The organism is Kitasatospora sp. NPDC096147, assembly GCF_044763225.1.
Lineage (GTDB): Bacteria > Actinomycetota > Actinomycetes > Streptomycetales > Streptomycetaceae > Kitasatospora.
The window spans coordinates 457,463-482,528 of record NZ_JBIWFX010000004.1; the positions used below are offsets into that span (position 1 = coordinate 457,463).

The following is a 25,066-nucleotide window of genomic DNA, read 5'->3' on the forward strand; positions in this document are numbered from 1 at the left end:
GGTCGGTCAGTGGGTGCGGTCGAGGGGGAGGACGGTCACGCCGCCGTCGGCGGTGGCCAGCAGCAGCGAGCGGTCCGGCACTCGCTGCCAGCCCGGCCGGTCGTCCCCGGGCTCGGAGGCGACCAGCACCGCGCCGGGGTCCGAGCGGTGGTGCAGGTCGTCGCCCCAGGCCGTGGCGGCCAGTGAACTCCCGTCGGTGAGGAGAAGGTTGAGCCTCCCCTCGGAGTGCTTGACCACCTCCCGGACGGTGTCGGCGAGGGCCTCGCCGAGCTCGGCCCCGCCGCGCAACCGGTGCAGCACCAGGGCCCAGAGCAGGGCCGAGTCGGTCCGGGCGGTCAGCGAGAGCAGCTCGGCCGGCGGCAGCAGCGCGGCCAGCCCGCCGAGCTGCTCCGGCCAGCCCGGCAGGACGCCGTTGTGGGCGAACAGCCAGCGCCCGGCGGCGAACGGCGCCGCCGCCTGCTCACCCGCCGCGCACCCCTCGGTGGCCGAGCGGACGGCGGCCAGCACCGCCCCCGACCTGACCACCCGGGTCAGGTCGGCGAAGCCCTCGTCGGCCCAGACCGGCCCGGGCCGCCGGTAGCGGGCGGGCACCGGATCGCCCTCCGCGTACCAGCCGACGCCGAAGCCGTCGACGTTCACCGTCCCGTGCTGCTGGAGCCGGGGCGCCCAGGACTGCCGGTACAGCCCGGAGGGCGGGGTGACCAGCAGCTCGCGCAGTGCCACCGGCGGCCCCAGGTAGGCCAGTTGGCGGCACATCAGTCCTGCTCCGCGTCCCGGGCGGTGCGGAAGCCGGAGAAGATCTGCCGCCGGATCGGGTAGTCCCAGTTCCGGAAGGTGCCCCGGCTGGCCACCGGTGCCGCCGCGAAGCAGCCACCGCGCAGCACCTTGTACTCCGGGCCGAAGAAGACCTCCGAGTACTCCTCGTACGGCCAGGCCCGGAAGCCCGGGTAGGGCCGGAAGTCGCTGGCCGTCCACTCCCACACGTCGCCCATCAACTGCCGCACCCCGTACGGGGACTCACCGGCCGGGTAGCTGCCGACCGGGGCCGGGCGGAGGTGGCGCTGGCCGAGGTTGGCCAGCTCCGGCGTCGGGTCCTGGTCGCCCCAGGGGTAGCGGCGGGAGCGGCCGGTGGCCGGGTCGAAGCGGGCCGCCTTCTCCCACTCGGCCTCGGTCGGCAGGCGCCGCCCGGCCCACCGGGCGTAGGCGTCGGCCTCGTACCAACTCACGTGCAGCACCGGCTCGTCGGCGGGCACCGGCTCGGTGACGCCGAACCGGCGGCGCAGCCACTGGCCGCCCTCGCGGCGCCAGAACAGCGGGGCGGTCAGGCCGGCCTGCTGCCGGTGCGCCCAGCCGGCCTCCGCCCACCAGCGCGGGTCGTCGTAGCCGCCGTCGTCGATGAAGCGCTGGTAGGCGGCATTGGAGACCGGTGTGGTGTCGAGCCGGAAGGCGGCCAACTCCAGCTGGTGGGAAGGCCGTTCGTTGTCCAGGGCCCAGGGCTCGGTGTCGGTGCCCATGGTGAACGGCCCGGCCGGGATCAGCACCTCGGCCGGCAGCGGGCCGGTACGGGTGTCGGGCGGCTCGGGGGCGGTGAGCACGGCCGGACCCTGCCGGAGCTGATGGGTGATCAGCATGGTCTCGTCGTGCTGCTGCTCGTGCTGGACGATCAGGCCGAAGGCGAAGCCGTCCCGCAGCAGCGGGGCCGGGCCGTCCAGCGGGGTGGCGGCCAGCAGGTCGAGGGCCCGGCCGCGTACCTCGTGGGCGTAGGCGCGGGCCTCGGCGGGCGGGAGCAGCGGCAGCTTGGGGCGCTCGGCGCGGGGGTGCTCGAAGGCGTCGTAGAGCGGGTCGATCTCGGGGTGCATCGGGTCCCGGCCGCCGACGTTGCGCAGCAGCCAGAGCTCCTCCTGGTTGCCGATGTGGGCGAGGTCCCAGACCAGCGGCGACATCAGCGGGGAGTGCTGGGCCGTCAGGTCGTGGTCGTCCACCCCGGTCAGCCCGGTGGTGCGCTCCCGGGCGGCCAGCAGCTCGGCGGCGATCCGCTCCCGCAGCGCCTCGGTGCCGGTGTTCCGGGCCTGGGTGAAGGTACCGTCCACGGCTTCGTTCAGCATGCTGCTGCCTCCAGGGCGAGCGGCAGCGCGCCGGAGCGCGCGGCGTCGAGTTGGTCGTCGGCGGGACATCGGCCACGGGCCGGGTAGCGCTCGGCGAAGTCGGTCAGCGCGGTGCGCAGCCGCTCGGCGGGGGCACCGCGCCGGGCCAGTGCCTGCTCGGCCAGCGCGAAGCAGGCCAGCGCGGCCCGCCGCAGCTGTGGGTCGGCCACCGCCAACGCGGCGGCCCGGTGCCAGAGTTCGGTGCGCGGGGGGTGCCGGTCCCGGTAGCACGGGGTGCCCAGCGGCTCCAGTGCCTCGAAGGCGCCGTCGGCGGCGGCCGGGTCGTCCAGCAGGGCGGACACCAGGGCGAGCGGCACCTGCCAGCCCTCGCCGGGCTGGGCGTCGATCATCCGCAGCTCCAGGTGGCCGCGCGGGCGCACGGGCGGGAAGAGCGTGGTGCGGTGGTACTCGAGGTCGGCCAGGGTGGCCGGGCGGTCGCCCGCGCCGCGCAGCCAGGAGCGGAAGGTGAGGCCGGGGGCGGCGGTCCACGGTCGGCCGTCCGGGCGGCGCACGCAGAGCACCTCGGCGTCCAGCACGTACTCGGCCCAGCGTTCGACCGGGTCGCCGTCCAGCGCGGGGGCGAGGGTCCGGCTCGGGTCCATCCGGGACCAGACCAGCTGACGGGTCGACCGGTGACCGGTCGGACGGCCGTCCAGCAGGGGGGAGTTGGCGAAGGCGGCGACCAGCACCGGGCCGAGCAGGTGGAGCAGCCGCCAGCGGCGGGTCCGGTCGAACGGGCCGCCCTCGGTGCCGGCGTCCACGCAGACCTGGGTGGAGGCGGTGCCGGTCATCATCACCCGGCCCCACGGGCCGGAGCGCTCGAAGTGGCACTCCATGGCCAGGTAGCGCGGGTGGTCGAGGCTCATCCGGCGCTCGCGTTCCACAGGGTCGGTGCCACTGCCGGTCAGCCGCAGTCCGTGGGCGGCGAGGGCGGTGCGCAGTTCGGCCTGGTCCTTCAGGAGCAGACCGGCGCAGAGTTCGGGGGTGGCGGCGGGCTGGGAGCTGAGCTCGACCTGCCCGCCCGGCTCCCGGGTGAGGACGCTGCCGGAGGGGAGCTGCGGACCGTCCGGCCCCCGGTGCACCGGCAGGGCGCCGAGCGCCTCCGCGAGCCTGGCCGGGGCCACCGGTTCGGTGGGGGAGAGCGGGTCATGGACGAACCACTCGGCCTCCGCACCGACCAGCCGGGGCGGTCCGATCTTGAAACATATGCCGCTCAGATGGCTCAGGGCGGCGGATTCGCTGAGCGGCTCCGGCGTCTCGACGGCCTGCAGCTCGGGCGCCGACTGGACGGCGGTCAGGCCGGGGCGTAGCGGGGTCACCGGGATCACGTCTCCTTGGGTCGCGCGGTGCCGGGCGGCTGCCCGGGTGAGCTCCGGCCGGGGGCTGCCGACCGGAGCGGTCGGAGCGCTGGTGCCGGGGCCGGCGGCGCGGCACGCACGCCGTCCGGGCGTGGAGCTCCTGCCCAGTCTGCAACGGAACACCTGTTCGCGCCGGGGATTCGACCCCGTGTTCCACTTATCGTCACTTCGACCATGGCACTCCCGGCCAGATCGACCGGAACGCGCCAGCGGCCGTCCCGAACCGGCCACCCGGGCGGCTCCGGGCAGTCCGCGAGCCTGGTCACGGCTCCGGCGGCAGGCTGGACCGGATGAGCGACGGGGACCACGAGGACACGACCGGGAACGACCTCCGGCCCTACCTCCAGGACGCCCGGGAGGACTTGCCCCGGAAGGTCGACGGCCTCTCCGCGTACGACCTGCGCCGCCCGGCCGCCCGGACCGGTACCAACCTGCTCGGGCTGGTCAAGCGCGTCTGCGCCGCCGAGGCCGCCTACTGCGGCGAGGCCTTCGGCCGTCTGGTCGAGGCCCCCGGCCTCCGGGGCGCCGACGCCGCCGAGCCCGACTCCGACCTCTGGGCCCGCGCGGACGAGAGCCCTGTCGAGATCCTGGATGACTACGCTGCGGTGCGGGCGCACGCCGACCGGACGGTCGGGCTGCTGCCGCTGGACGCGGTCGGTCGGGCGCCCCGGGGCCGCCGGGGCGAGCTGACGCTCCGCCGGGCGCTGGTGCACGTGATCGCCGAACTGCACCGGCACCTCGGGCAGGCCGACATCATCCGCGAGCCGATCGACGGCTCGGTGGGCCTGCGGCCCGGTGGCGACGTGATGGCACCGGGCGACCGGGACCGGTGGCCCTGCACGGGCGGGTGGACGCCGCGGCCCGCGAGACGGCGGTCCGGGCGGGGAAGACGTGCCGGCTCGAAGCGGCGGGTGACCTGACGGATCATCGGCGGAACGCCTCCTGGCCCGGTGGCGAGCGGCCATGCTGGGAAGGTTGAGCGGCCGCCCGGGCGGCCGGAGGGAGAACGGACGGTCCCCGGTGCGGCGCGGCGAGCGGCGCCTGGCGGGCCGGGGGGAGGGCCGGAGCAGTGACCACCACCGTGCGGGAGAATTCCGACCGGATCACGCTGTACATCACCGAGCAGGTCGACGCCGGGCACGAGGAGGAGTTCAAGGCCTGGGCCCGGGGCATCCTGGAGGCTGCCGCCGCCCACCCCGGCAGCGCCGGGACCGGCCTGCTCCCGCCCAGTGGCGAGGGCGAGCCGTGGCGCCTGCTGCTGCACTTCGAGGACGCCGCCGCCTTCCGTAGCTGGCACGAGTCCCCCGTCCGGGCGGCCTGCCTGGCCAAGGGCCGGGCCGACGGCTACCACCGGATGGTCGGGCGGCAGGAACTGCTCGGCGTGGACGGCTGGTTCGCCGCCACCGCCGGGCCCGCCCCGGCCGGCGAGGCCCCCAAGGGGCCGCCCGGCCGCTGGAAGATGTGGATCGTCTCCACCCTGGCCATCGCCCCGATCACCTCGGTGGTCAACCTCTTCCTGGTGCCGCACCTGAGCGCCCTGCCGGTCCTGGCCAGGACCGTGCTGATGGCACCGGTGATCTGCTTCCTGATGGTCTACGTGGCCATCCCGCTGGTCACCAAGGGCCTGCGCCGCTGGATCTTCCCGGACTGAGCGGCGGCGGCCCCCGCCGGGCAGCCCGTCCCGGGCAGCTGAGCGTCCGTCAGATCCCGTGGTCCGGCCGGGCGCTGCCGCTCCGTCAGACCGGGAGCGCTCCCACGGATGTCGGTCGGAGTCCTTGACGCCCTCCGCTCTCCGTGGGTTGATATGCCGTGAACCCAGCGGGCCGCCCGGCCCAGTGGTTCGGTACAGCGTGGGAGCGCTCCCACTCGTACGCCAGACAGCGCGCTGCTCGCACCCGGATCTCCCCCACCCGAAAGGATCCGCACGTGTCAGGACAGCTCCTCCGCCGACTGCGCACGGCCGCCGTGGCCGTGGCCCTCGGCGCCGCCTCCCTGCTCCCCGTGGCCGGCGCCGCGACCCCCGCGCACGCCGCCGCCCGGGTCGACAACCCCTACGCCGGAGCCGGCGTCTACGTGAACCCCGAGTGGGCGGCCAAGGCCGCCGCCGAGCCGGGCGGCAGCGCCGTGGCCGGTCAGCCCACCTCGGTCTGGCTCGACCGGATCGCCGCGATCAACGGCGCCAACGGCACCATGGGCCTGCGGGCCCACCTGAACGAGGCCGTCCGCCAGGCCGCCGGCAAGCCCTACGTCTTCCAGGTGGTCATCTACAACCTGCCCGGCCGCGACTGCGCCGCGCTGGCCTCCAACGGTGAGCTCGGCCCCACCGAGATCGGCCGCTACCAGAGCGCCTACATCGACCCGATCGCCGCCATCCTGGCCGACCCGGCCTACGCCGGACTGCGGATCGTCACCACCATCGAGATCGACTCGCTGCCGAACCTGGTCACCAACGCGGGCGGCACCCCCACCGCCACCCCCGCCTGCGACGTGATGAAGGCCAACGGCAACTACGTGACGGGCGTGGGCTACGCGCTCAACAAGCTCGGCGCGATCCCGAACGTCTACAACTACGTGGACGCCGGCCACCACGGCTGGCTGGGCTGGGACTCCAACTTCGGCCCCAGCGTCAACCTGCTGCTCCAGGCCGCCAACGCGGCCGGCTCCACCCCGGCCAAGGTGGCGGGCTTCGTGGTCAACACCGCCAACTACTCGGCGCTGAAGGAGCCCTACTTCACCATCGACGACACGGTGAACGGCCAGTCGATCCGCGGCACCTCCAAGTGGGTGGACTGGAACCGCTACGTCGACGAGCTCTCCTACGCCAAGGCCTTCCGGCAGAAGGCGGTCGAGGCCGGCTTCGACGCGGGCGTCGGCATACTGATCGACACCTCCCGCAACGGCTGGGGCGGCCCGAACCGCCCGGCCGGGCCCGGGCCGAAGACCACCGGCGACGCCTACGTGGACGGCGGCCGCCTCGACCGCCGGCTGCAGGCCGGGAACTGGTGCAACCAGTCCGGGGCCGGCCTCGGCGAGCGGCCGACCGCCGCGCCCGAGCCGGGCATCGACGCCTACGTCTGGGTCAAGCCCCCGGGCGAGTCGGACGGCGCCTCCAAGGCGATCCCGAACGACGAGGGCAAGGGCTTCGACCGGATGTGCGACCCGACCTACACCGGGAACCCCCGGAACAACAACAACATGTCCGGCGCGCTGCCGGACGCGCCGCTGGCCGGGGCCTGGTTCTCCGCCCAGTTCCGCCAGCTGCTGGCCAACGCGTACCCGCCGGTCGGCGGCACCACCCCCGGTGACACCACCGCCCCGACCGCGCCCACCGGCCTGACCGGCACCGCCACCAGCAGCAGCGTCACGCTCGGCTGGACGGCCTCGACCGACAACGTCGGGGTGACGGGCTACCAGGTCTTCCGGGGCGGCACGCTGGTCGGCACCACCACCTCACCCTCCTACACCGACAGCGGCCTGACCGCCGCCACCGCCTACAGCTACACCGTCCGGGCCCGGGACGCGGCGGGCAACGTCTCGGCGGCCTCCGCCGCGCTGGCCGTCAGCACCCTGCCGGGCGGCGGTGGCGGGAACGCCGGCTGCGCCGCGAGCTACAAGGTGAGCAGTGACTGGGGCGCCGGCTTCAACGCCGACGTGACCGTCACCAATACCGGCACCGTACCGACCAAGAGCTGGAAGGTCAGCTGGGTCTGGCCGGGCAGCCAGCAGGTCACCAACCTGTGGAACGGCACCGTGACCCAGAGCGGCACCGCCGTCTCGGTGGCCAACGCCGGCTACAACGGGGCCGTCGCAGCGGGCGGTTCCACCGGCTTCGGCTTCGGGGCGAGCTACTCGGGCACCAACGCGGCGCCGGTCCTGAGCTGCACCGCGACCAGCTGACCCCGGGTCACCCCAGGGCGGCCGACCCCACGGCGGTGGGGCCGGCCGCCCGTCCGGCCTGCTCGGCCCCGGCCAGCGCGAAGGCCGTGTTCACCAGCCCGATGTGGGTGAACGCCTGGGGCGCGTTGCCGAGTTGGCGCCCCGCCACCGGGTCGTACTCCTCGGCCAGCAGGCCCAGGTCGTTGGTCAGAGCGAGCATCCGCTCGAACAGCTCGCGCGCCTCGTCGGGGCGGCCGGTCGCGGTCAGCGCGTCGGCCAGCCAGAACGAGCAGGCCAGGAAGGCACCCTCCGGTCCGGCCAGTCCGTCGCCGCCGGGCGCCCCGCCGGGCCCGGTGCGGTAGCGCAGGACGAAGCCGCCGTGGTCCAGCTCGGTGCGCACCGCGTCCACCGTCCGCACCACCCTGGGGTCCTGCGGCGGCAGGAAGCCGGACTTGGCCAGCAGCAGCGTGGCGGCGTCCAACTCCCGCTCCCCGTAAGCCTGGACGAAGACCCCCCGGCGCGCGTCGTAGCCGTGCTCGCAGACCTCGGCGTGCACCGCCTCGCGCAGCGCCCGCCAGCGCTCCACCGGGGCGGGCAGCCCGGTCGCCGTGGCCAGCCGGACGGCACGGTCGGCGGCCACCCAGACCATCACCTTCGAGTGGACGAACTGCCGCTTGCCGCCCCGGACCTCCCACAGGCCCTCGTCCGGCTCGCGCCAGTGCTGCTCCAGATAGGCCATCAGCGAGCGGAGCAGGCCCCAGACCTGACGCTGCATCGGCACGCCGGCCCGCCAGGAGAGCTCCAGGGTGTCCAGGACCTCGCCGTAGACGTCCAGCTGGAGCTGGTGCACGGCCGCGTTGCCGAACCGGACCGGGGTCGAGTCGCGGTAGCCGGGCAGCCAGTCGGCCAGCGTCTCCGGCAGGGTGCGCTCCCCGGCCACCCCGTACAGCGCCTGCAGGTCACCCGGGTCCCCGGCGATCGCCCGCAGCAGCCACTGGCGCCAGGCCGCCGCCTCCTCCCGGTAGCCGCCGCGCAGCAGGGCGGCCAGGGTCAGGCTGGAGTCCCGCAGCCAGCAGAACCGGTAGTCCCAGTTCCGCTCGCCGCCCAGGTGCTCCGGCAGCGAGGCGGTCGGCGCGGCCACGATCCCGCCGGTCGGGTCGTAGGTGAGCGCCTTGAGGGTGATCAGCGAGCGCAGCACCTGCTCCCGGTACGGCCCCCGGTAGCGGCAGTGGGCCGCCCACTCCCGCCAGCGCCGGACCGTCGATGCGAGCAGCTCCGCCGGGTCGGCCCGGGGTGTGCTGGTCCGGTGCGAGGGCTGCCAGGTGAGCACGAACGCCACCCGCTCGCCGGCGCCGACGGTGAACTCCGAGACGGTGGCTCCGTCCTGGCCCCAGGTGTGCACCCCGGGCGGGACCCGCAGCCAGGCGGCGTCCGGGCCGGCCACCGCGATCCGGTGGTGGTCGGTGCGGCGCACCCAGGGCTCGATCCGGCCGTGGTTGAACCGCAGCCGCAGCGCCCCGCGCATCCGCACGCTGCCGCTCAGCCCCTCCACGATCCGCACCAGCCGCGGCAGCCGGTCGCGCTGCGGCATGAAGTCGGTGATCCGGACCGAGCCGGCGGGGGTGCGCCAGACCGACTCCAGCACCAGGGTCTGCGGCAGGTAGCGCCGCTCGGTGCACGGTCCGCCGCCCTCGGGAGCCAGCCGCCAGGCGCCGTGCCGGTCGGTGCCGAGCAGCCCGGCGAAGCAGCTGGGGGAGTCGAAGCGGGGCAGGCAGAGCCAGTCGACCGAACCGTCCCGGCCCACCAGGGCGGCGGTCTGGAGATCCCCGAGGAGTGCGTAGTCCTCGATGCGTCCGGCCATGAGGTCTCCATTCTGGGCCGGAACGGGGAGGGGGACCAGGCAGGGGGAGCACGCAGGGGCGGACTGGGCCGGCGCATCATGCGCCACACTGTTCACGTCCGTCTCTGCTGCTTCGCTGGTTGCAGGCGGCGGCGCGATGATAGGAAGATCCTCGTGTTTTCCCGTCAGATTCAGAGCCGGTAGGGGTGCGGTCATGCAGCAAGCGAACTGGGTGCCCGCCGGGACCGACCTGGACAAGCCGAACGCCGCCCGGATGTACGACTACTACCTCGGTGGTTCGCACAACTTCGAGGTCGACCGGATGATGGCCCGCAAGGCCATGGCGCTCTGGCCCGAGCTGCCGGAGATCATGCGCGCCAACCGCGCCTTCCTCCGCCGGGCCGTGCAGTTCCTCGCCGAGAGCGGCGTCACCCGCTTCCTGGACATCGGCTCCGGCATCCCGACCTTCGGCGCGGTGCACGAGGTGGCCCAGGCCACCCGCCCCGACAGCCGGGTGGTCTACGTCGACCACGACCCGATCGCGGTGGCGCACAGCCGCCTGCTGCTGAAGGACGACCCGCAGAGCAACGTGATCGAGGCCGATCTCCGCGACCCGGCCGGCATCCTGGCCCGCCCCGAGGTCGAGGAGCTGCTGGCGGACGGCGAGCCGGTGGCGCTGCTGCTGGTCTCGGTGCTGCACTTCATCACCGACGAGGACGAGCCGTACCGGCTGGTCGGGCAGCTGCGGGACGCGCTGCCGCCCGGCAGCGCGCTGGTGATGTGCCACGCCTCGCTGGAGGGCCGCCCGGACCAGGCCGAGGCCCACCAGGACCTCTACAAGCGGACCCCGACCCCGATGACGATGCGCAACTTCGCGGCGGTCGAGGCGTTCTTCGAGGGCTTCGAGCTGCTGGAGCCCGGCCTGGTCTACATGCCGCAGTGGCGCCCGGAGGACCCGGAGTCGGTCGGCCCCAACCCGGAGCGGATGACCGGTCTGGTGGGCGTCGGGCTGAAGCCGTGACCGCAGGCCCGGGCGAGACGGAGGCACTGGCCGAGGCCGAGCGGTCGGTCCGGTTCCACCAGGCGTGGGAGCGGCTGCTGGCCAGCGGCCACGGTGCCGCCGTGCACCCGGGCATCCTGCGCCGGCTGGTCTCCCGGACGGCCGCGCTGCTGCACCGGGCCCAGACCGAGGAGCCGTTCCGCCCGGAGCTGGCCGCCCAGGCCGGCGCCCAGCTGGTGGACGCGCACTTCACCGATCCGGTGGTGCTCTCCCGGGCGGTCGAGCTGCTCCAGCGCACCCCGGACCCGGACGGCCGGGGCCCCCGGCTCTGCGGTTCCTTCGCGGCCGGCTGGGCCGGCGCGCTGCGGGAGCGGACCCTGCGCGAGCAGGAGGCGATCCGGCTGGCGGCGGACACCGCCAAGCTGGAGGTGGAGAAGGCGCTGCGGGAGTCGGAGAACAAGTTCCGCGCGCTCTTCGAGTCGGCCGCGATCGGGATCGGCATCGGCGACACCGACGGCAACATCATCTCGGTCAACAAGGCCCTCGGGGAGATCTTCGGCACCGGCCCGGTCGACATGACGGGCCGTCGGGTGGACGAGCTGGTGCACCCCGAGGACACCCCCGGCGTCTGGGAGGCGTACGAGGACCTGATCTCCGGGCGCACCGAGTACTTCCAGTTCGACAAGCCGTACTACCGGCAGGACGGCGAGGTGGTCTGGACGCACCTGACCGTCTCGCTGATCCGGGACGACGAGGGCGTGCCGCTCTACCAGGTGGCGATGCTGGAGGACATCACCGACCGGTACCGCCTCCAGGAGCGGCTGCGCCACCAGGCCACCCACGACCCGCTGACCGGGCTGCCCAACCGGGTGGCCTTCTTCGAGCGGCTGGAGAAGCTCTTCGAGGAGCCGGAGCCGGGCGCCCGGTTCGGGCTCTGCTACGTCGACCTGGACGGCTTCAAGGTGGTCAACGACAGCCTGGGCCACGACACCGGGGACCAGCTGCTGGCCGCCGTCGCCCAGCGGCTGGAGACCGCGCTGACCCCGCTCGGCCACCTGGTGGCCCGGCTCGGCGGCGACGAGTTCGTGGTGCTGCTGGAGAACTGCCGGGGCGAGCAGGAGGCGGTGGCCGCCGCCAAGACGGTGCTGGCCGCACTGGCCCGGCCGGTGCAGGTGGGCGACCACTCGCTGGCGGTCGGCGCCAGCGTCGGCGTGCTGGAGCGCCGGGTGGCGACCACCACCCCGGGCGCGGCGGTGCGGGCGGCGGACCTGACGCTCTACCGGGCCAAGGAGGCCGGGCGCGGGCGCTGGACGCTCTTCGACCCCAAGGAGAACGCCCGGGCGGTCAGCCGCTACGCGGTCTCGGTCCGGATGCCGGCCGCGCTGGACCGGGGCGAGTTCTTCATCGACTACCAGCCGCTGGTCTCGCTGGAGGACGGCCGGCTGGTGGCGGTCGAGGCGCTGGTGCGCTGGCGCCACCCGCAGCTCGGGGTGCTCGGGCCGGACGAGTTCATCGGGGTGGCCGAGGAGACCGGCCTGATCATGCCGCTCGGCCGCTGGGTACTGGAGCAGGCGTGCCGTCAGGCCACCGAGTGGGTCCGGGAGTTCGGCGAGGCGGCCCCGCAGCTGAACGTCAACCTGGCGGTCCGTCAGGCCCGCAGTGCCGGGCTGGTCACCGACGTGGAGCGGATCCTGCGGCAGACCGGGCTGCCGGCCGGCAAGCTCCAGCTGGAGATCACCGAGTCCACCGTGGTCGGCCCGGAGGACGAGACCCTGAAGGCCCTGCACGGGGTGCGCGAGCTGGGCGTCTCGCTGGCGGTGGACGACTTCGGCACCGGCTGGTCCAACCTCGCCTACCTGCGCGACCTGCCGGTCTCCTGCCTGAAGATCGCCGGCTCCTTCGTCGGCGACATGCACGACCCGGACAAGGACGCCCACACCGGCTGGCGGATCGTCAGCGGCCTGGTCTCGCTGGCCCACACCCTCGGGCTGACCGTGACGGCGGAGGGCGTGGAGACCGACAAGGACGCCCAGCGGCTGCGCGAGATGGGCTGCGACTGGGCGCAGGGCTGGTACTTCGGCCGCCCGGCCAAGCCGGAGGACATCGCCCGACGGCTGGCCGAGCAGGCCGGGGCCGGGCTGACCGCGGCCGAGCCGGCCGGGACCGACGGGGCCGGACAGACCGGCATCGGGCTGGCCTGAAGGCCCGGGCACCCGGCTGGTCAATTCGGACATAAGGGTTGACATCGCCCGTTCGGCGGGCGGACGATGAGGCCCTGGCACCAGTTCATTCGCCAGTTGTCCGACCCGGGCGGCGATCCGCCGCCGGAGAGCGGTCGGTGCGCATCCCGAGGGGCCGAGGGGGAGTCCGAACCCCGGCCTGCGCGCCCGTCCTGTCGCCCTCCTCCCATCCGGGGCACGCCCCCTGCGCGCCTCGCGCGCCCGGCACTGCCCGCCCCGTCGACAGAGGGCCACGTCCGTGGGAGTACCGGCGTGCCCGCTGCCTCCCGAGAGGCTGTCCACCATGAGCACCACCCTGCCTCCCAACGTCCTCCCCTACCCGGGGCACGAGCTCCGGCCGCTGCGCCGCTCCACCGACCGGCCGCCGGCCGAGCGGCCCCGGCGCCGGACGGAGGACGGCACCCGCACCCGACACTCCGTCAGCCTGGTGGTCCCCGCCCGCAACGAGGCCCGCAACATCCCCTGGGTGTTCGAGCAGATCCCGTCCTGCGTGGACGAGGTGATCCTGGTGGACGGCTCCTCGGAGGACGCCACCCTGGCCGTCGCCGAGCGCGCGCTGCCCACCGTCCGCACCGTCCAGCAGAGCGCCCCCGGCAAGGGGAACGCGCTGCGCACCGGCTTCGCCGCCGCCACCGGCGAGTACCTGGTGATGATGGACGCGGACGGCTCGATGTGGCCCGGTGAGATCCCGCACTACCTGCACTTCCTGGACCACGGCTACGACTTCGTGAAGGGCTCGCGCTGCATCGCCGGCGGCGGCTCGCTCGACCTGACCCGGATCCGGGCGATCGGCAACCTCGCACTGCTGGCCGTCACCAACCGGCTCTACGGTGCCCGGATGACCGACCTCTGCTACGGCTTCTGCGCCTTCCGCCGCAGCTTCCTGGACCAACTCGACCTGCGCTCGGCCGGGTTCGAGATCGAGGCCGAGATGGTGGCGCACGCGCTGCGCTCCGGCCTGCGGATCGCCGAGGTGCCGAGCCTCGAACTCCCCCGGCGCAGCGGCCGGTCGCACCTGCACGCCGTCTCCGACGGCCGCCGGGTGCTGCGCACCCTGCTCGCCGAACGCCCCGGTGGCCGGGGTGCGGCCGGGGCCGTGCCGGGGGAGCGGTGATGAACGGCAACGACCGGCGGACCGAGGCGGCCTGCCCCTGCCCCGCCGCCCGTGACACGCTCGACACCCCCGTCCACGTGGTCGAACTGGACCTGGCCGTACCCGGTGAGCTGCGCTCGCCCGGGGGCACCGGGCCGGCCGCTCCGGACGGCCGCGTGCTGGCGTTGGTGCGGCTGCACGGACACCCGCTCGGTCTGGTCGAGGCCACCGGCGCGGACCCCGCCGACCCCGGCGGCACGTACCGGGCGCTGGTCGTTGCCGCTCATCGCGCACTCGGCCCGGCACCGGACTGGCCCGCCCCGCGGCGGGCACCGTCGACCTCCGCGACATCCGGTGGGCCCCCACGTCGGGTCGGCGGCCCCCGGATGCCCGCGGGCCCTCCGCCGCGCCTCAGCGTCGTGATCGCCACCCATGACCGGCCGGAGCTGCTCCGCCAGTGCCTGGACTCCCTGCTGCGGGCCGACGGGCCGCCGTACGAGGTGCTGGTGGTCGACAACGCCCCGTCCGGGGACGACGCCCACGCCCTGATCCGCGCGCGGTACGCCGGCCGGGTCCGCTACCTGCGCGAGCCGGTGGCGGGCCTGGCCCGGGCGCACAACCTCGGACTGGCCGCCGCCCGGGGCGAGTTGACCGCCTTCACCGACGACGACACGCTGGTCGACCGGCACTGGCCGGCCGTGCTGACCGAGGCCTTCGACAGCGACCCGAGGATCGGCTGCGTCACCGGCCTGATCCTGCCCACCGAGCTGGCCACCCCGGCCCAGGCGGCGCTGCACCGTCAGGGCGGCTACCAGAAGGGCTTCAGCGAGCGCCGCTACGCGCTCGACCTGCCCAGCGGTGATCCGCTCTTCCCGTTCACGGCAGGGCAGTTCGGCTCCGGGGCGAACATGGCCTTCCGGACCGGTCTGCTCCGCGCGCTCGGCGGCTTCGACCCCGCGACCGGGGCCGGCACCCCCGCACACGGCGGCGACGACCTGCTCGCCTTCTTCCGCATCGTCAGCTCCGGCCTGGTCCTGGACTACCGGCCGGACGCCATCGTCTGGCACCGCCACCGCCGGACGGCCGACGCCCTGGCCGCCCAGCTCTACGGCTACGGCGCCGGCCTCGGCGCCTACCTGGCCGCCGCCGTCAGCGCCGATCCGCGCCTGCTGCCCGTCCTGCTCCGCCGGCTCCCCGGCGGCCTCCGCCGGGCCCTCGGCCAGGCCGGCCACCGCACCACCGCCGACGGGGCCCGCTCGACCCGGCTCGCCCTGCTGGAGCTCTCCGGCATGCTGTACGGCCCGCTCGGCTACCTCCGCTCCCAGCACCAGACGGAGCGCAGACTGGCCGCCGACCGGCGGATCGCCCGGGCGTCGGCCGGTGCGGGTGCCGCCGGTGCGGTGCCGGCCCCGGGGACGGCGGCGGGGACCGGGGCCCGGCGGCCGAGCCTGCGGACGGGGTGACCGCGATGGCCGCCACCACCACGACCCGCACCGTGTCCGTGGGGTGCGGCTGCCCGCTCCCGCTGCCCTGTCAGTGCGGCTACCCGGCGCTGCTCCGGGCCCGGCTGCGGGCGGCCCTGGCCACCGAGCCGCTGCTGCGCAACGGCCATCTGCTGACCGCCAGTTCGCTGCTCACCGCCGCCTTCGGCGGAGTGTTCTGGCTGCTCGCCAGCGCCTGGTACGGGCCCGAGGCGGTCGGCCGCGGTTACGCGGCGCTGGCCGCCGCCGCCCTGCTGTCCGGCATCGGCCAGTTCAACCTGGGCGACCTGCTCACCCGCTTCCTGCCCACGGCCGGCCGGCACACCCGCCGGCTGCTGCTGCGCTGCTACGCCGTCAGCGCGGCGGCCACCGGGGCGGCGGCCCTCGCCTTCCTGCTGCTGATCCCCGCGCTCGCCCCCGAACTCGGCTTCCTGCGAAGCCCGTTCGCCGCCGCGGCGTTCGTCGTGACCGCCACCGGGTACAGCCTCTTCGTACTCCAGGACGGCGCCCTCACCGGGCTGCGCCGCCCCGGCTGGGTGCTCGGCGAGAACGCGCTGTTCGCCGTCGCCAAGGCCGGCCTGCTCGGCGTCTGCGTCCTGCTGCTGCCCGGGTCCGGCATCCTGGTGGCCTGGGGCGCGGCCCTGCTGCTCTCCCTGGTGGTCACCAACGCCTACCTGCTCGGCCGGGCGGTGCCAGCCCACGCCGAGGCCGGGCCGACCGCCGCCCGGCCCAGCGGGCTGGCCCGCTACGCGGCGGCCGACTACCTCGGCGCCCTGCTGCGCACCGCCGCCTACAGCCTGCTGCCGCTGCTGGTGCTCGGCCGGCTCGGGGCTGAGCAGAGCGCCTACTTCTCGCTCGCCTGGGTGATCGCCTACACCCTCCAGCTGGCCGCGCTGAACATGGGCAGCTCGCTGATCGTCGAGGCCGCGCACGCCCCGGACCGCCTGGCCGCCCAGGCCCGCCGGGTGCTGCGGCACACCGCGCCGCTGATCGGCGCGGGAGCGGGCGCGCTGGTGCTGGCCGCGCCCTGGCTGCTCGGAGCCTTCGGCCCCGGCTACGCCGAGCACGGCACCACCGCGCTGCGGCTGCTCGCGCTGGCCGCCCTGCCGCACCTGGTGGTCGGGCTGGCCGTGGACGTCTGCCGGGCCCGCCGGGCCATGCGCCCGGTGGTCGCCCTCCAGGCGGCCCGGCTCGGGCTGGTGCTGCTCGGCACCCTGCTGCTGCTCCCCCCGCTCGGCATCACCGGCGTCGGCCTGGCCTGGCTGCTCGCCGAGACCGCACTCGCGCTTCCCCTGCTGGCCACCCTGAGCCGCTGGCTCCCGAAGGGACGGTGACGGCGATGACCGCCCACCCGCTCACCGAACCGGTCCTGACGGGCCGTCCGCCGACCCTCACCGTGGTGATCTGCTGCTACACCATGGCCCGCTGGCCCGATCTGGTGGCCGCCGTCCGCTCGGTGCAGCACCAGCAGCACCCGGCCGAGGAACTGCTGCTGGTGGTCGACCACTGCCCCGAACTGGCCGTCCGGGCGGCCGGCGTGCTGGCCGACGTCACGGTGGTGCCCAACCGCGAGCGCCCCGGCCTGTCCGGCGCCCGGAACACCGGCACCGCGCTGGCCCACGGCGAGGTGGTCGCCTTCCTGGACGACGACGCCACCGCAGACCCGGACTGGACGGTGTGCCTGCTGGCCGGCTACCGGGACCGACGGGTGCTCGGCGTCGGCGGCCTGGTCCGCCCGCGCTGGGAGAGCGGACGCCCCGCGTGGTTCCCGCCGGAATTCGACTGGGTGGTCGGCTGCTCCTACCTCGGGATGCCCGAACGGGGCGGCTGCGTACGGAACTTCATCGGCGCCAACATGTCCTTCCGGCGGGCCGAGCTGCTCGCCGCCGGTGGCTTCCGCCCCGACCTCGGCCGGGTCGGCAGCCGCCCGCTCGGCTGCGAGGAGACCGAGCTCTGCATCCGCCTGTCGGCCCGGCACCCCGATGCCCTGCTGCGCTACGAGCCGTCCGCCGGGGTCAGCCACCGGGTGCCCGAGGGGCGCACCAACTGGACGTACTTCCAAGCTCGTTGCTATGCCGAGGGGCTCTCCAAGGCGGCGGTGGCCCGGCACGCCGGGCGCCGCCCGGCGCTGGCCAGCGAGCGCCGCTACCTGCGCTCGACCGTGCCGCGCGGGATGGCGCGGGCCCTGCGCCCGGGCGGCGGCGGCCCGCGCGAGCTGGGGGCGCTGGCCCTCGGGGTGGCCGTCACGGTGGGCGGCTACGCCACCGGGCGGCTGCGGCAGCTGATCGGACCGGTGGGACCGGTCGGGCCGGGAGGTGCGCCGTGACCGTCGTGCCGGTGTACCTCTGGCACTCGGTGGCCGAGGACCCGCCGGCCTGGATCGCCCCGTGGACGGTGACCCCGCGCACCTTCGCCGAGCAGCTGAGCCGGATCACCGACAGTGGACGCACCGTCATCCCGCTGCACCGGCTGGTCGCCGCGCTGCGCGGCGGCCCGCCGGTGCCGGAGAACTGCGCGGTGCTCACCTTCGACGACGGCTTCGCGGACTTCTACTGGACGGTGGTCCAGCAGCTCACCGACCGGAGCCTGCCCGCCACCCTGTTCGTCACCACCGGAGCCGTGCACCCGCCGGGCGGGCCGGCCGCGGGGAGCCTGCTGCCGCCGGCCCGGATGCTGAGCTGGCGTCAGGTGGTGACGCTGGACGCCTGCGGGGTGGAGATCGGCGCGCACACCCGCACCCACCCGCAGCTGGACACCCTGCCGCGCCGCTGGCTGCCCGGCGAGATCGTCGGCTGCCGCCGGGAGCTGGAGGACGTGCTCGGACACCAGGTGCTCTCCTTCGCCTATCCGCACGGCTACTCCAGCCCGGCGGTGCGGCGCCAGGTGAGCCTGGCCGGCTTCACCTCGGCCTGCGCGGTGGGCAACGCGTTCAGCTCCGGCAACGACGAGCCGCTGCGGATCTCCCGGCTGATGGTGCGGGCCGACACCACGGCCGAGCGGTTCCGGCGCTGGACGGACGGCGAGGGCGCCCCGGTCGCGCCGTTCCCCGAGCGGCTGCGGACCAAGGGGTGGCGGTACTACCGGCGGCTGCGCACCTCGATCGGCCGCCCGGTCGGCGGGCCGCCGGACCTGTGAGTCCGGGCCGGCAGGCCCGTGAGTCCGTGCTGCGCGGTCGGTGACGGCGGGTCAGTGCTGCCAGACCCGTACCCAGTCCACCTGGAGCCGCGCGGTGTCCACGCCGGCCGGCGGCGCCGCCGGATAGCCGACCGCGAGGTTGATCAGCAGCTCCATCGGCTGGCCGGGGATGCGCTCCGGGCTGGTCTCCCGGTGCCGGGCCACCCCGTCCAGGTACCAGGTCAGCGCGTCCGCCTCCCAGGCCAGGGCGAAGACGTGGTACCCGGCCGGGAAGTCGACCGGTCCGAAGAACGCGGAGTCGTGCAGGTCCCGGCCGTCCGGGCCGGTCCAGTGCACGGTGAACTGCGCGGTGTCGGTGGTGCCGGCGAACTCCGCCACGTCCAGCTCGGGCGGGGTGGTCCGGGTGGCGGCCGGCATCAGCCAGAAGGCGGGGAACATGCCGGCCTCCGGCGGGATCCGGATCGCCGCCGCGAAGTACCCCCGGGTGAAGGTGTGCCGGGGCGTGGCGTCCCAGGAGTCGCGGCCGGTGCTGACCATCCCGGAGGTCCAGGGGTAGCCCTGCCCGTCGGCGCCGGTGGTGGGACGGCGCTGCGCGGTCAGGGTCAGCTCGCCGCCGCCGACGGTGGCCTGGGAGGGCAGGTACCACTCCAGCTCGTGGTTGGCCTTGTTGGTGCAGCCCCCGTCGTTCCAGTCGTAACAGGTGGCCCACCGGCCGGTGTTCAGCGCGGTGCCGTCGAACTCGTCCTGGAACACCAGCCGCCAGTCGCCCGGCGGCGCGGGCACCGAGGCACCGGCGCTCGGCGGGCTCTCGGTGATCCGGGCGCCCGGGGTGTTCCACACCTCGCTGCCGCCGCCCCCGCCGCCGCAGGCGCTGACCAGCAGGAGCAGCCCGGCCAGCCCGACCCGGCCGAACGGTGGCCGGGCCAGCACCGCCAGGGTGGTCAGCACGGCCAGCACCAGCACCGCTCGGGCGGGGGTGAACCAGCCGCCCAGGTAGAGCGCCACGGCGGTCAGCGTCTCCACCGCCAGGCCGAGCGCCCCGGCCAGCACCACCGTGCGCAGCCGGCCGGCCGGCTCGGGGGCCAGCCGGGCCAGCGCGGTGCCCGGACCGGCCAGCAGGAACAGCAGGGTGACCGGCACCCGGACGGCCGCCGGCAGGGCGAGGGCGGCGAGCGCGGCCCAGCCGGCGAGGGCGGGCAGCAGGGGAACGGCGAAGCGGCGGAACACCTCTGACGCCTCCTCGGATCGCGGACCTGACGGGCGGTCACGGCTGTCGGTTGACGGCTGACGGCTGACGGCTGACGGGGGATGGGGGACGGGGACGGGTGGCGGCCGGTCAGCCCGGCTCGGGGACGTAGCGGTAGACCGCCGCGTCGTCGTTGCGCTCGACCACGGCGAAGCGGGGCGCGTCGTCCACGGCGGCGCCCAGCTTCGCCACCGTGTCGGCCGGCAGCACGCCGGTCAGGTAGCACTCGGCGGCCTGGGCCCGGTTGAGCACCAGGTAGAACGGGGTGCCCGGCGGGGCGAAGGCGGTGGCCCGGGCCAGCGCGGCCAGCGGGTCGGTGGCCAGCTGCCGCCGGACGTCCTCGCTCTCCTGGTCGAGCTGGACCCGGGGGTGGACGTCGTAGTGGGCGGCGACCCCGGGCACGTTCCCGGTGACCGAGACGATCACCGCCCCGGGCGGGGCCAGCTCGATCGTCCGGGCCACCGCGGCCACCTCGCCGGGGGTGAAGTAGTTCATGTTCTCCTTGCTGTAGTAGCCGAAGAACAGGCCGCCCAGCAGGGCCGCCGTCACCCCCGCCGCCGCCACCGCGCGGACCCCGGTGCGGGCCGCCGGGCGGAGCAGGACGGCGATCAGGAAGGCGCAGGCGGGCAGCGCGAAGAGGTAGACCCGGAAGATCATCTCGCCGCCGTAGCCGTTCGCCAGCAGCAGGGGCAGCGGGGCCGCCGCCGCGAGCGGCAGGGCGGTGCGGCGCACCCACGGGCGGCGCCAGACGGCGGCCAGGGCGAGCAGGATGACGGCGGCCGACAGCCCCCGGTCCACCCAGGCCACCACCACTTGGCCCGGTGCGGCGGCCCCCAGCCCGGCCAGGCCGGAGAGCACGTTGCCGCCCGGCGAGCTCAGGTCGGTGACGAACTCCGGCAGGTTCTTCGACAGGTACGGCCGGGCGGCGGTGACGTACCAGGCCAGGGTGAGGACCACCACCCCGGCCAGCGCGGGCAGCACCACCCGCCGGTTGCGCCGGGGCAGGGCGAGCGCGGTCAGCACGCAGACCAGCATCAGCGGGGTCAGCTGGTGCGAGACGACCACCGCCGCCTCCAGGACCAGCACCGCGAGCAGCGGCAGTACCCGGCGCGGCCCGGCCCGCTCCGGCTCGCCGGAGGCGTGCGCCCCGCCGGAGCCGGCGCCGACGGTGGACCCGGCTCCGCCGCCCCGGCCGGTGGCGTCCGGGAGCTGACGGGCCACCAGCGCCAGCACGGTGACGAACAGCAGGAAGGCGAACGCCTGCGGGGCGAAGTAGTCCTGGCCCACCCAGGCGCAGCAGTAGTAGACCCAGAGCCCGCCCCAGACCAGGCCCCGGTCGGTGGAGAAGGAGCGGTAGAGCAGCAGCAGCGGCCCGAGCAGCAGCGCGTTCACCACCGGAGGGGCCCAGGCCGCGTACCCGAGCGCCGACTCCAGGCCGGTGACCCGGAGGTAGAGGGCGTTCAGCAGGAAGAAGCCGGGCCACTGGTTGTAGATGTCGAAGCCCCCGGCGTGCGGTACCTGGCCGCCGGCGCTCAGCATCGCGTCGAGCACCGCGATGTGCTTCCACGCCCAGGAGTAGCGCAGGGTCGGGTAGAGCAGCGAGGGGGTGGCGTGGATGACCGCGATCAGACCGAGCAGGTAGCCCGTCAGCCAGCGGGTCCGGACCCGCCGGTCACGCAGGGCCAGCCAGAAGCCTGCCGTCAGCAGCGCCACCGCGATCCAGTACCCGGCGGGCAGCACCTGGAGCAGCCCGAGGTCGTCCATCCCCGCCAGGTCCACGGTGCGCAGTGACAGGGCCCAGACCAGCAGCGCCAGCGGGAGCAGCAGGTAGGGCGCCCGGAGTCGGCGGCCCAGCGCTCCGTTCCACATCCGAGGCCCTCCTGCCGGCCGCGTGCGCACCCGTGGGATCCAGCCTGCACCGCCCGGCCGGGCCGGGCACCCCCGGAGCCCGGCGGGCCCGCTCCGGTAGGGGTCCGCCGGGAGGGGGCGGGCCGGCCGGGACGGGGCGAGAATGCGGAGCGGGAGGGCACGCCGTCGACGAAGGGCAGGCCCGGATGTCCCCGATCGAGCCGGACCGCGAGACGCCCGCCCTGCTGGTCAAGCTCGGCCGCTACCCGCTGCACCATGGCGGCCTGGGCGTGGTCCGCACCCTCGGGCGGCTGGGCGTCCCGGTGCACGCGGTGGTCGAGGACCGGTGGACCCCGGTGGCCCGCTCACGCCACCTGGGGAGGGCCTTCGTCCGTCCGACCGGGGGGACGGAGCGGCCGGAGCGGCTGGTCGCGATGCTGCTGGAGCTCGGGGCCGCGATCGGCCGGCCGGTGGTGCCGGTGGCCACCGACGACGAGGCGGCGGTGCTGCTGGCCGAGCACGCGGCGGAGCTGTCCGGCCGGTACCTGCTCCCTCCGGTGGCGCCGGGCCTGCCGAGGCGGCTGGCGAGCAAGGCCGGGCTGGCCGGGCTCTGCGCCGAGCACGGGGTGGACGCGCCCCGGGGATGGACGCCGGGCGGCCCGGCGGAGCTGCTGGCGCTCGGGCGCGAGCACGGGTACCCGCTGGTGCTGAAGAACCTGGAGGCGTTCACCCGGCTCCGGGCCCCGGTGGTCGGGCACACCACGGTGGTGCACGGCGAGGAGCAGCTGCGGGCGCTGCTGGCGGACCGTCAGGAGCCGTCCGGGCTGGTGTCCGTGCTGGTGCAGGAGTACCTGCCGCCGGAGCGGTCCGAGGACTGGTTCACCCATCTGTACTGCGGCCCGGAGGGCACCGCGCCGCTGGTGTTCACCGGGCGCAAGCTGCGCTCCTGGCCGCCGGGAGCCGGGGTGACCACCCGGGCCCGGGCACTGCCGGAGCCCCGGCTGGCCTCGCTGGCAAGTGAGTTCTGCCGCCGGATCGGGTACCGGGGGGTGGCCGATCTGGACTGGCGGCTGGACCTGCGGGACGGCCGGTACCGGTTGCTGGACTTCAACCCGCGGGTCGGTGCGCAGTTCCGGCTGTTCGAGACCACCGCCGGGGTGGACGTGGTGCGGGCCCTGCACCTCGGTCTGACGGGCCGTCCGGTGCCGGTGGGGGAGCAACTGGTGCGCAGCTTCGGGGTCGGTCAGCTGGACCTGCCCTCGGCGGTGGTCACCGCCTGGCGGGAGCGCCGCCGGCCGGCCGACCTGCGGCCCCGGTGGTCCACCGAGCGGGGCTGGCTCTGCGCCGACGATCCGCTGCCGGCCCTGGTCGGGGCGGTCCGGTTCGGTGCTGCGGCGGCTGTCCGGCTGCGCCGCTTTTGACCGTTATCTCTGACCTTGCCCGGTCAGATCGCACTCGAAGTGCCCGTTGCTGTCGCAGAGTTGTGACAGAAGGTGCCGAAATCGTTCCCCTCGTGCGGTGTTTGTGGACGTAGTGTTCGAGCATGGCATCGATCCGCCCGATATCCACCGGCCTGAAGTTCATCGGCTTCTCCACCCTGGCCGGCGTCCTGCTGGCCGGCATGGCGCTGCCCGCCGCCGGAGCGCTCGGCCTGACCGCCAAGAGCGGTGCCGAGAGCTTCGAGGAGGTGCCGGACGAGCTGAAGACGCCTCCGCTCTCCCAAGCCAGCCACATCTACGACGCCGAGGGCGGCCTGATCGCGACCGTCTACGGCCGCTTCCGCACGGTGTTGACGGCGGAGGAGATGGGCACCCTGATCCGCCAGGCGCAGGTGGACATCGAGGACGCGCGGTTCTACGAGCACGGTGCGGTGGACCTCAAGGGCGTGTTGCGGGCGGCCAGCAAGAACGCGGAGAGCGGTTCGGCGGTGCAGGGGGCCTCGACGCTGACCCAGCAGTACGTGAAGAACGTCCACGTGGAGCAGGCCGGGGACGACCGCGAGGCGGTGCTGGCGGCGCAGCGCAAGACCCTGGGGCGCAAGATCCAGGAGCTGAAGTTCGCCATCAAGCTGGAGGAGGAGCTGACCAAGGACCAGATCCTCACCAACTACCTGAACATCACCTTCTACGGGAACCAGGCGTACGGCATCGAGGCCGCCGCCCAGCGCTACTTCTCCAAGCGGGCCAAGGAGTTGACCGTCGCCGAGGCGGCCATGCTGGCCGGGCTGGTGCAGAATCCCACCCAGTACGACCCCAGGCTGCACCCGCAGGCCGCCCAGAAGCGCCGTGACGTGGTGATCGACAAGATGGTCGAGCGCAACCACCTGACGGCCGCTCAGGCCGCCGAGGCCAAGGCGACCCCGCTCACCCTGCGCTTCCAGGCCCCGCGCAACGGCTGCATCACCGCCGACAAGGGCATGGGCTTCTTCTGCGACTACGTCCGCCAGGTGATCCAGCAGGACCCGGTGTTCGGCGCCACCGCGGCCGACCGCAAGCGGTTCTGGGACCTCGGCGGCCTGGACATCCGCACCACCCTGAGCCCGAAGAGGCAGGCGGCGGCGCAGAACGCGGTGTCCACCAAGGTCAAGGTCAGCGACTCGGTCTCGGCCGCCGCGACCATGATGGAGCCGGGCACCGGCAAGATCCTGGCGATGGCCCAGACCCGTCCGTACGGGCTGGACAAGGGCAAGAACGAGACCGTGGTCAACTTCAACGTGGACGCGGCGATGGGCGGCGGCAACGGCTTCCAGCCCGGCTCGACCTTCAAGCCGGTGGTCGCGGCGGCCGCACTGGAGGCGGGCCGTCCGGTCACCCAGGCGTACTCCTCGCCGGCCCGGATGGACTGGCCGACCATGACCACCTGCTCGGGCCCCTGGAAGAACCAGTCCAAGGGCAAGAAGGAGGGCAGCGTCCCGAACGACAGCGACAGCGAGGTCGGGCCGTACGAGCTGAACGAGGCGATGGCCCGCTCGGTCAACACCTACTTCGTGCAGATGGAGCAGGACATCGGCCTCTGCGCGGTCAAGCAGATGGCCAACCGGCTGGGCATCAAGGGCCGGGCCAGCGGGAAGCCGCTGGACGAGGTGCCCGCGATGGGTCTGGGCACCCAGGAGGTCGCCCCGATGACCATGGCGAACGTCTACGCGACCTTCGCGGCCCGGGGCATGTACTGCCCGCCGAAGGCCATCGAGAAGATCACCAACGCCGAGGGCAAGGCCGTGCCGGTGCCGGAGTCCAAGTGCGAGCGGGTGATGAGCGAGGAGACGGCGGACACCCTGAACACGGTGCTGCTCGGGGTGACCGAGGGCGGCGGCGTCGGGACCGGCCGTGACCTCGGGCTCGCCGACCGCCGGGAGATCGCCGGCAAGACCGGCACCACCGACCAGAAGAAGTCCGCCTGGTTCACCGGCTACACCCCGGACCTGGCGACCGCGGTCTGGCTGGGCGGCCCGGTCGGGGGCGTGCCGATGCGGAACATCACCATCGGCGGGACGTACTTCCCGGAGGTCTACGGTGCCACCGGCCCCGGCCCGATCTGGAAGCTGGCGATGAACCAGGCCGTCCAGGGCACCCCGAAGCGGGAGTTCGAGACCGTCGACATCCCGGAGCCGGTCCGCCCGGCCGGCCCCAGTGGCTCGCCGAGCCCCTCCGGCAGCACCTCGGGCAGTGCCTCGCCGGGCCCGTCGGCCCGGACCCCGGGCAACGGCACCCCGAACCGTGCCCCGTCCAACGGAGCCCAGAACCGGGGTCCGTCGAACGGCGCCTCGGACCGGGCCCCGTCGCCCGACGGGGAGCAGCAGCCCTGA

The 25,066-nt window shown here is 74.7% G+C and carries 18 protein-coding genes; 12 read left to right on the forward strand and 6 right to left on the reverse strand.

Annotated features, from left to right (window positions below; all coding sequences use genetic code 11):
* Window positions 1–6 precede the first annotated feature (6 nt).
* From egtC to egtA, 3 genes are read right to left on the reverse strand one after another with little or no spacing between them, the layout of a single operon-like run.
* Entirely contained in the window at window positions 7–756 is a 750-nt protein-coding gene (gene egtC, locus ACIRBX_RS16300; protein ID WP_402297207.1) for an ergothioneine biosynthesis protein EgtC, read from the reverse strand.
* Window positions 756–2,105, reverse strand: coding sequence for an ergothioneine biosynthesis protein EgtB (egtB, locus tag ACIRBX_RS16305; RefSeq protein ID WP_402297208.1), 1,350 nt, complete (start codon window positions 2,103–2,105; stop codon window positions 756–758). The genes egtC and egtB overlap by 1 nt, the downstream gene beginning before the upstream one ends.
* Window positions 2,099–3,463: an ergothioneine biosynthesis glutamate--cysteine ligase EgtA gene (egtA, locus tag ACIRBX_RS16310; RefSeq protein ID WP_402297210.1), complete on the reverse strand. Its 1,365-nt coding sequence runs from the start codon at window positions 3,461–3,463 to the stop codon at window positions 2,099–2,101. The genes egtB and egtA overlap by 7 nt, the downstream gene beginning before the upstream one ends.
* Before the next feature lie 329 nt (window positions 3,464–3,792).
* Between egtA and ACIRBX_RS16315 the strand changes: the two genes are divergently transcribed.
* The 3 genes from ACIRBX_RS16315 to ACIRBX_RS16325 all read left to right on the forward strand — a co-directional run bounded on the left by ACIRBX_RS16315 (window position 3,793) and on the right by ACIRBX_RS16325 (window position 7,399).
* Window positions 3,793–4,422 (forward strand): DinB family protein, encoded by a 630-nt coding sequence (locus ACIRBX_RS16315; RefSeq protein WP_402297212.1) that lies wholly within the window; start codon window positions 3,793–3,795, stop codon window positions 4,420–4,422.
* A gap of 149 nt (window positions 4,423–4,571) precedes the next feature.
* Window positions 4,572–5,153, forward strand: coding sequence for an antibiotic biosynthesis monooxygenase (locus ACIRBX_RS16320; RefSeq protein ID WP_402297213.1), 582 nt, complete (start codon window positions 4,572–4,574; stop codon window positions 5,151–5,153).
* Between the two features lie 275 nt (window positions 5,154–5,428).
* Window positions 5,429–7,399, forward strand: coding sequence for a glycoside hydrolase family 6 protein (locus ACIRBX_RS16325; protein ID WP_402297215.1), 1,971 nt, complete (start codon window positions 5,429–5,431; stop codon window positions 7,397–7,399).
* Between the two features lie 7 nt (window positions 7,400–7,406).
* Here ACIRBX_RS16325 and ACIRBX_RS16330 read toward each other — a convergent pair whose 3' ends face one another.
* The gene (locus ACIRBX_RS16330) at window positions 7,407–9,239 is read right to left on the reverse strand and encodes a glycoside hydrolase family 15 protein (protein ID WP_402297217.1); all 1,833 of its coding nucleotides are present in this window, start codon (window positions 9,237–9,239) and stop codon (window positions 7,407–7,409) included.
* Window positions 9,240–9,432: 193 nt separating this feature from the next.
* Here ACIRBX_RS16330 and ACIRBX_RS16335 point away from each other — a divergent pair, with 193 nt between their 5' ends.
* From ACIRBX_RS16335 to ACIRBX_RS16365, 7 genes are all read left to right on the forward strand, one after another.
* A complete protein-coding gene (locus ACIRBX_RS16335) occupies window positions 9,433–10,239 on the forward strand; it encodes an SAM-dependent methyltransferase (RefSeq protein WP_402297218.1) in 807 nt (268 codons plus the stop codon).
* Entirely contained in the window at window positions 10,236–12,419 is a 2,184-nt protein-coding gene (locus ACIRBX_RS16340) for a putative bifunctional diguanylate cyclase/phosphodiesterase (RefSeq protein WP_402297220.1), read from the forward strand. Before ACIRBX_RS16335 ends, ACIRBX_RS16340 begins: the two co-directional genes overlap by 4 nt.
* A 322-nt stretch (window positions 12,420–12,741) precedes the next feature.
* Window positions 12,742–13,572 (forward strand): glycosyltransferase family 2 protein, encoded by an 831-nt coding sequence (locus ACIRBX_RS16345; RefSeq protein ID WP_402297221.1) that lies wholly within the window; start codon window positions 12,742–12,744, stop codon window positions 13,570–13,572.
* Window positions 13,572–15,014: a glycosyltransferase family 2 protein gene (locus ACIRBX_RS16350; RefSeq protein ID WP_402297222.1), complete on the forward strand. Its 1,443-nt coding sequence runs from the start codon at window positions 13,572–13,574 to the stop codon at window positions 15,012–15,014. Before ACIRBX_RS16345 ends, ACIRBX_RS16350 begins: the two co-directional genes overlap by 1 nt.
* Window positions 15,015–15,019: 5 nt before the next feature.
* Window positions 15,020–16,366, forward strand: coding sequence for a hypothetical protein (locus tag ACIRBX_RS16355; protein WP_402297223.1), 1,347 nt, complete (start codon window positions 15,020–15,022; stop codon window positions 16,364–16,366).
* Between the two features lie 5 nt (window positions 16,367–16,371).
* Window positions 16,372–17,358 carry a glycosyltransferase gene (locus ACIRBX_RS16360; RefSeq protein WP_402297225.1) on the forward strand — a complete coding sequence of 329 codons (987 nt, stop codon included), beginning with the start codon at window positions 16,372–16,374 and terminating at the stop codon, window positions 17,356–17,358.
* Window positions 17,355–18,167, forward strand: a complete 813-nt coding sequence (locus tag ACIRBX_RS16365; protein ID WP_402297227.1) for a polysaccharide deacetylase family protein — start codon at window positions 17,355–17,357, stop codon at window positions 18,165–18,167. The genes ACIRBX_RS16360 and ACIRBX_RS16365 overlap by 4 nt, the downstream gene beginning before the upstream one ends.
* Window positions 18,168–18,218: 51 nt before the next feature.
* On the opposite strand, the gene ACIRBX_RS16370 is transcribed toward ACIRBX_RS16365, so the two are convergent.
* Together ACIRBX_RS16370 and ACIRBX_RS16375 are read right to left on the reverse strand one after the other, a co-directional pair.
* A complete protein-coding gene (locus ACIRBX_RS16370; RefSeq protein ID WP_402297229.1) occupies window positions 18,219–19,394 on the reverse strand; it encodes a family 16 glycosylhydrolase in 1,176 nt (391 codons plus the stop codon).
* Between the two features lie 109 nt (window positions 19,395–19,503).
* Window positions 19,504–21,282 carry a glycosyltransferase gene (locus ACIRBX_RS16375; RefSeq protein WP_402297231.1) on the reverse strand — a complete coding sequence of 593 codons (1,779 nt, stop codon included), beginning with the start codon at window positions 21,280–21,282 and terminating at the stop codon, window positions 19,504–19,506.
* A gap of 185 nt (window positions 21,283–21,467) precedes the next feature.
* Here ACIRBX_RS16375 and ACIRBX_RS16380 point away from each other — a divergent pair, with 185 nt between their 5' ends.
* Together ACIRBX_RS16380 and ACIRBX_RS16385 are read left to right on the forward strand one after the other, a co-directional pair.
* A complete protein-coding gene (locus ACIRBX_RS16380; protein WP_402297233.1) occupies window positions 21,468–22,682 on the forward strand; it encodes an ATP-grasp domain-containing protein in 1,215 nt (404 codons plus the stop codon).
* Window positions 22,683–22,804: 122 nt separating this feature from the next.
* A complete protein-coding gene (locus ACIRBX_RS16385) occupies window positions 22,805–25,066 on the forward strand; it encodes a transglycosylase domain-containing protein (protein ID WP_402297234.1) in 2,262 nt (753 codons plus the stop codon).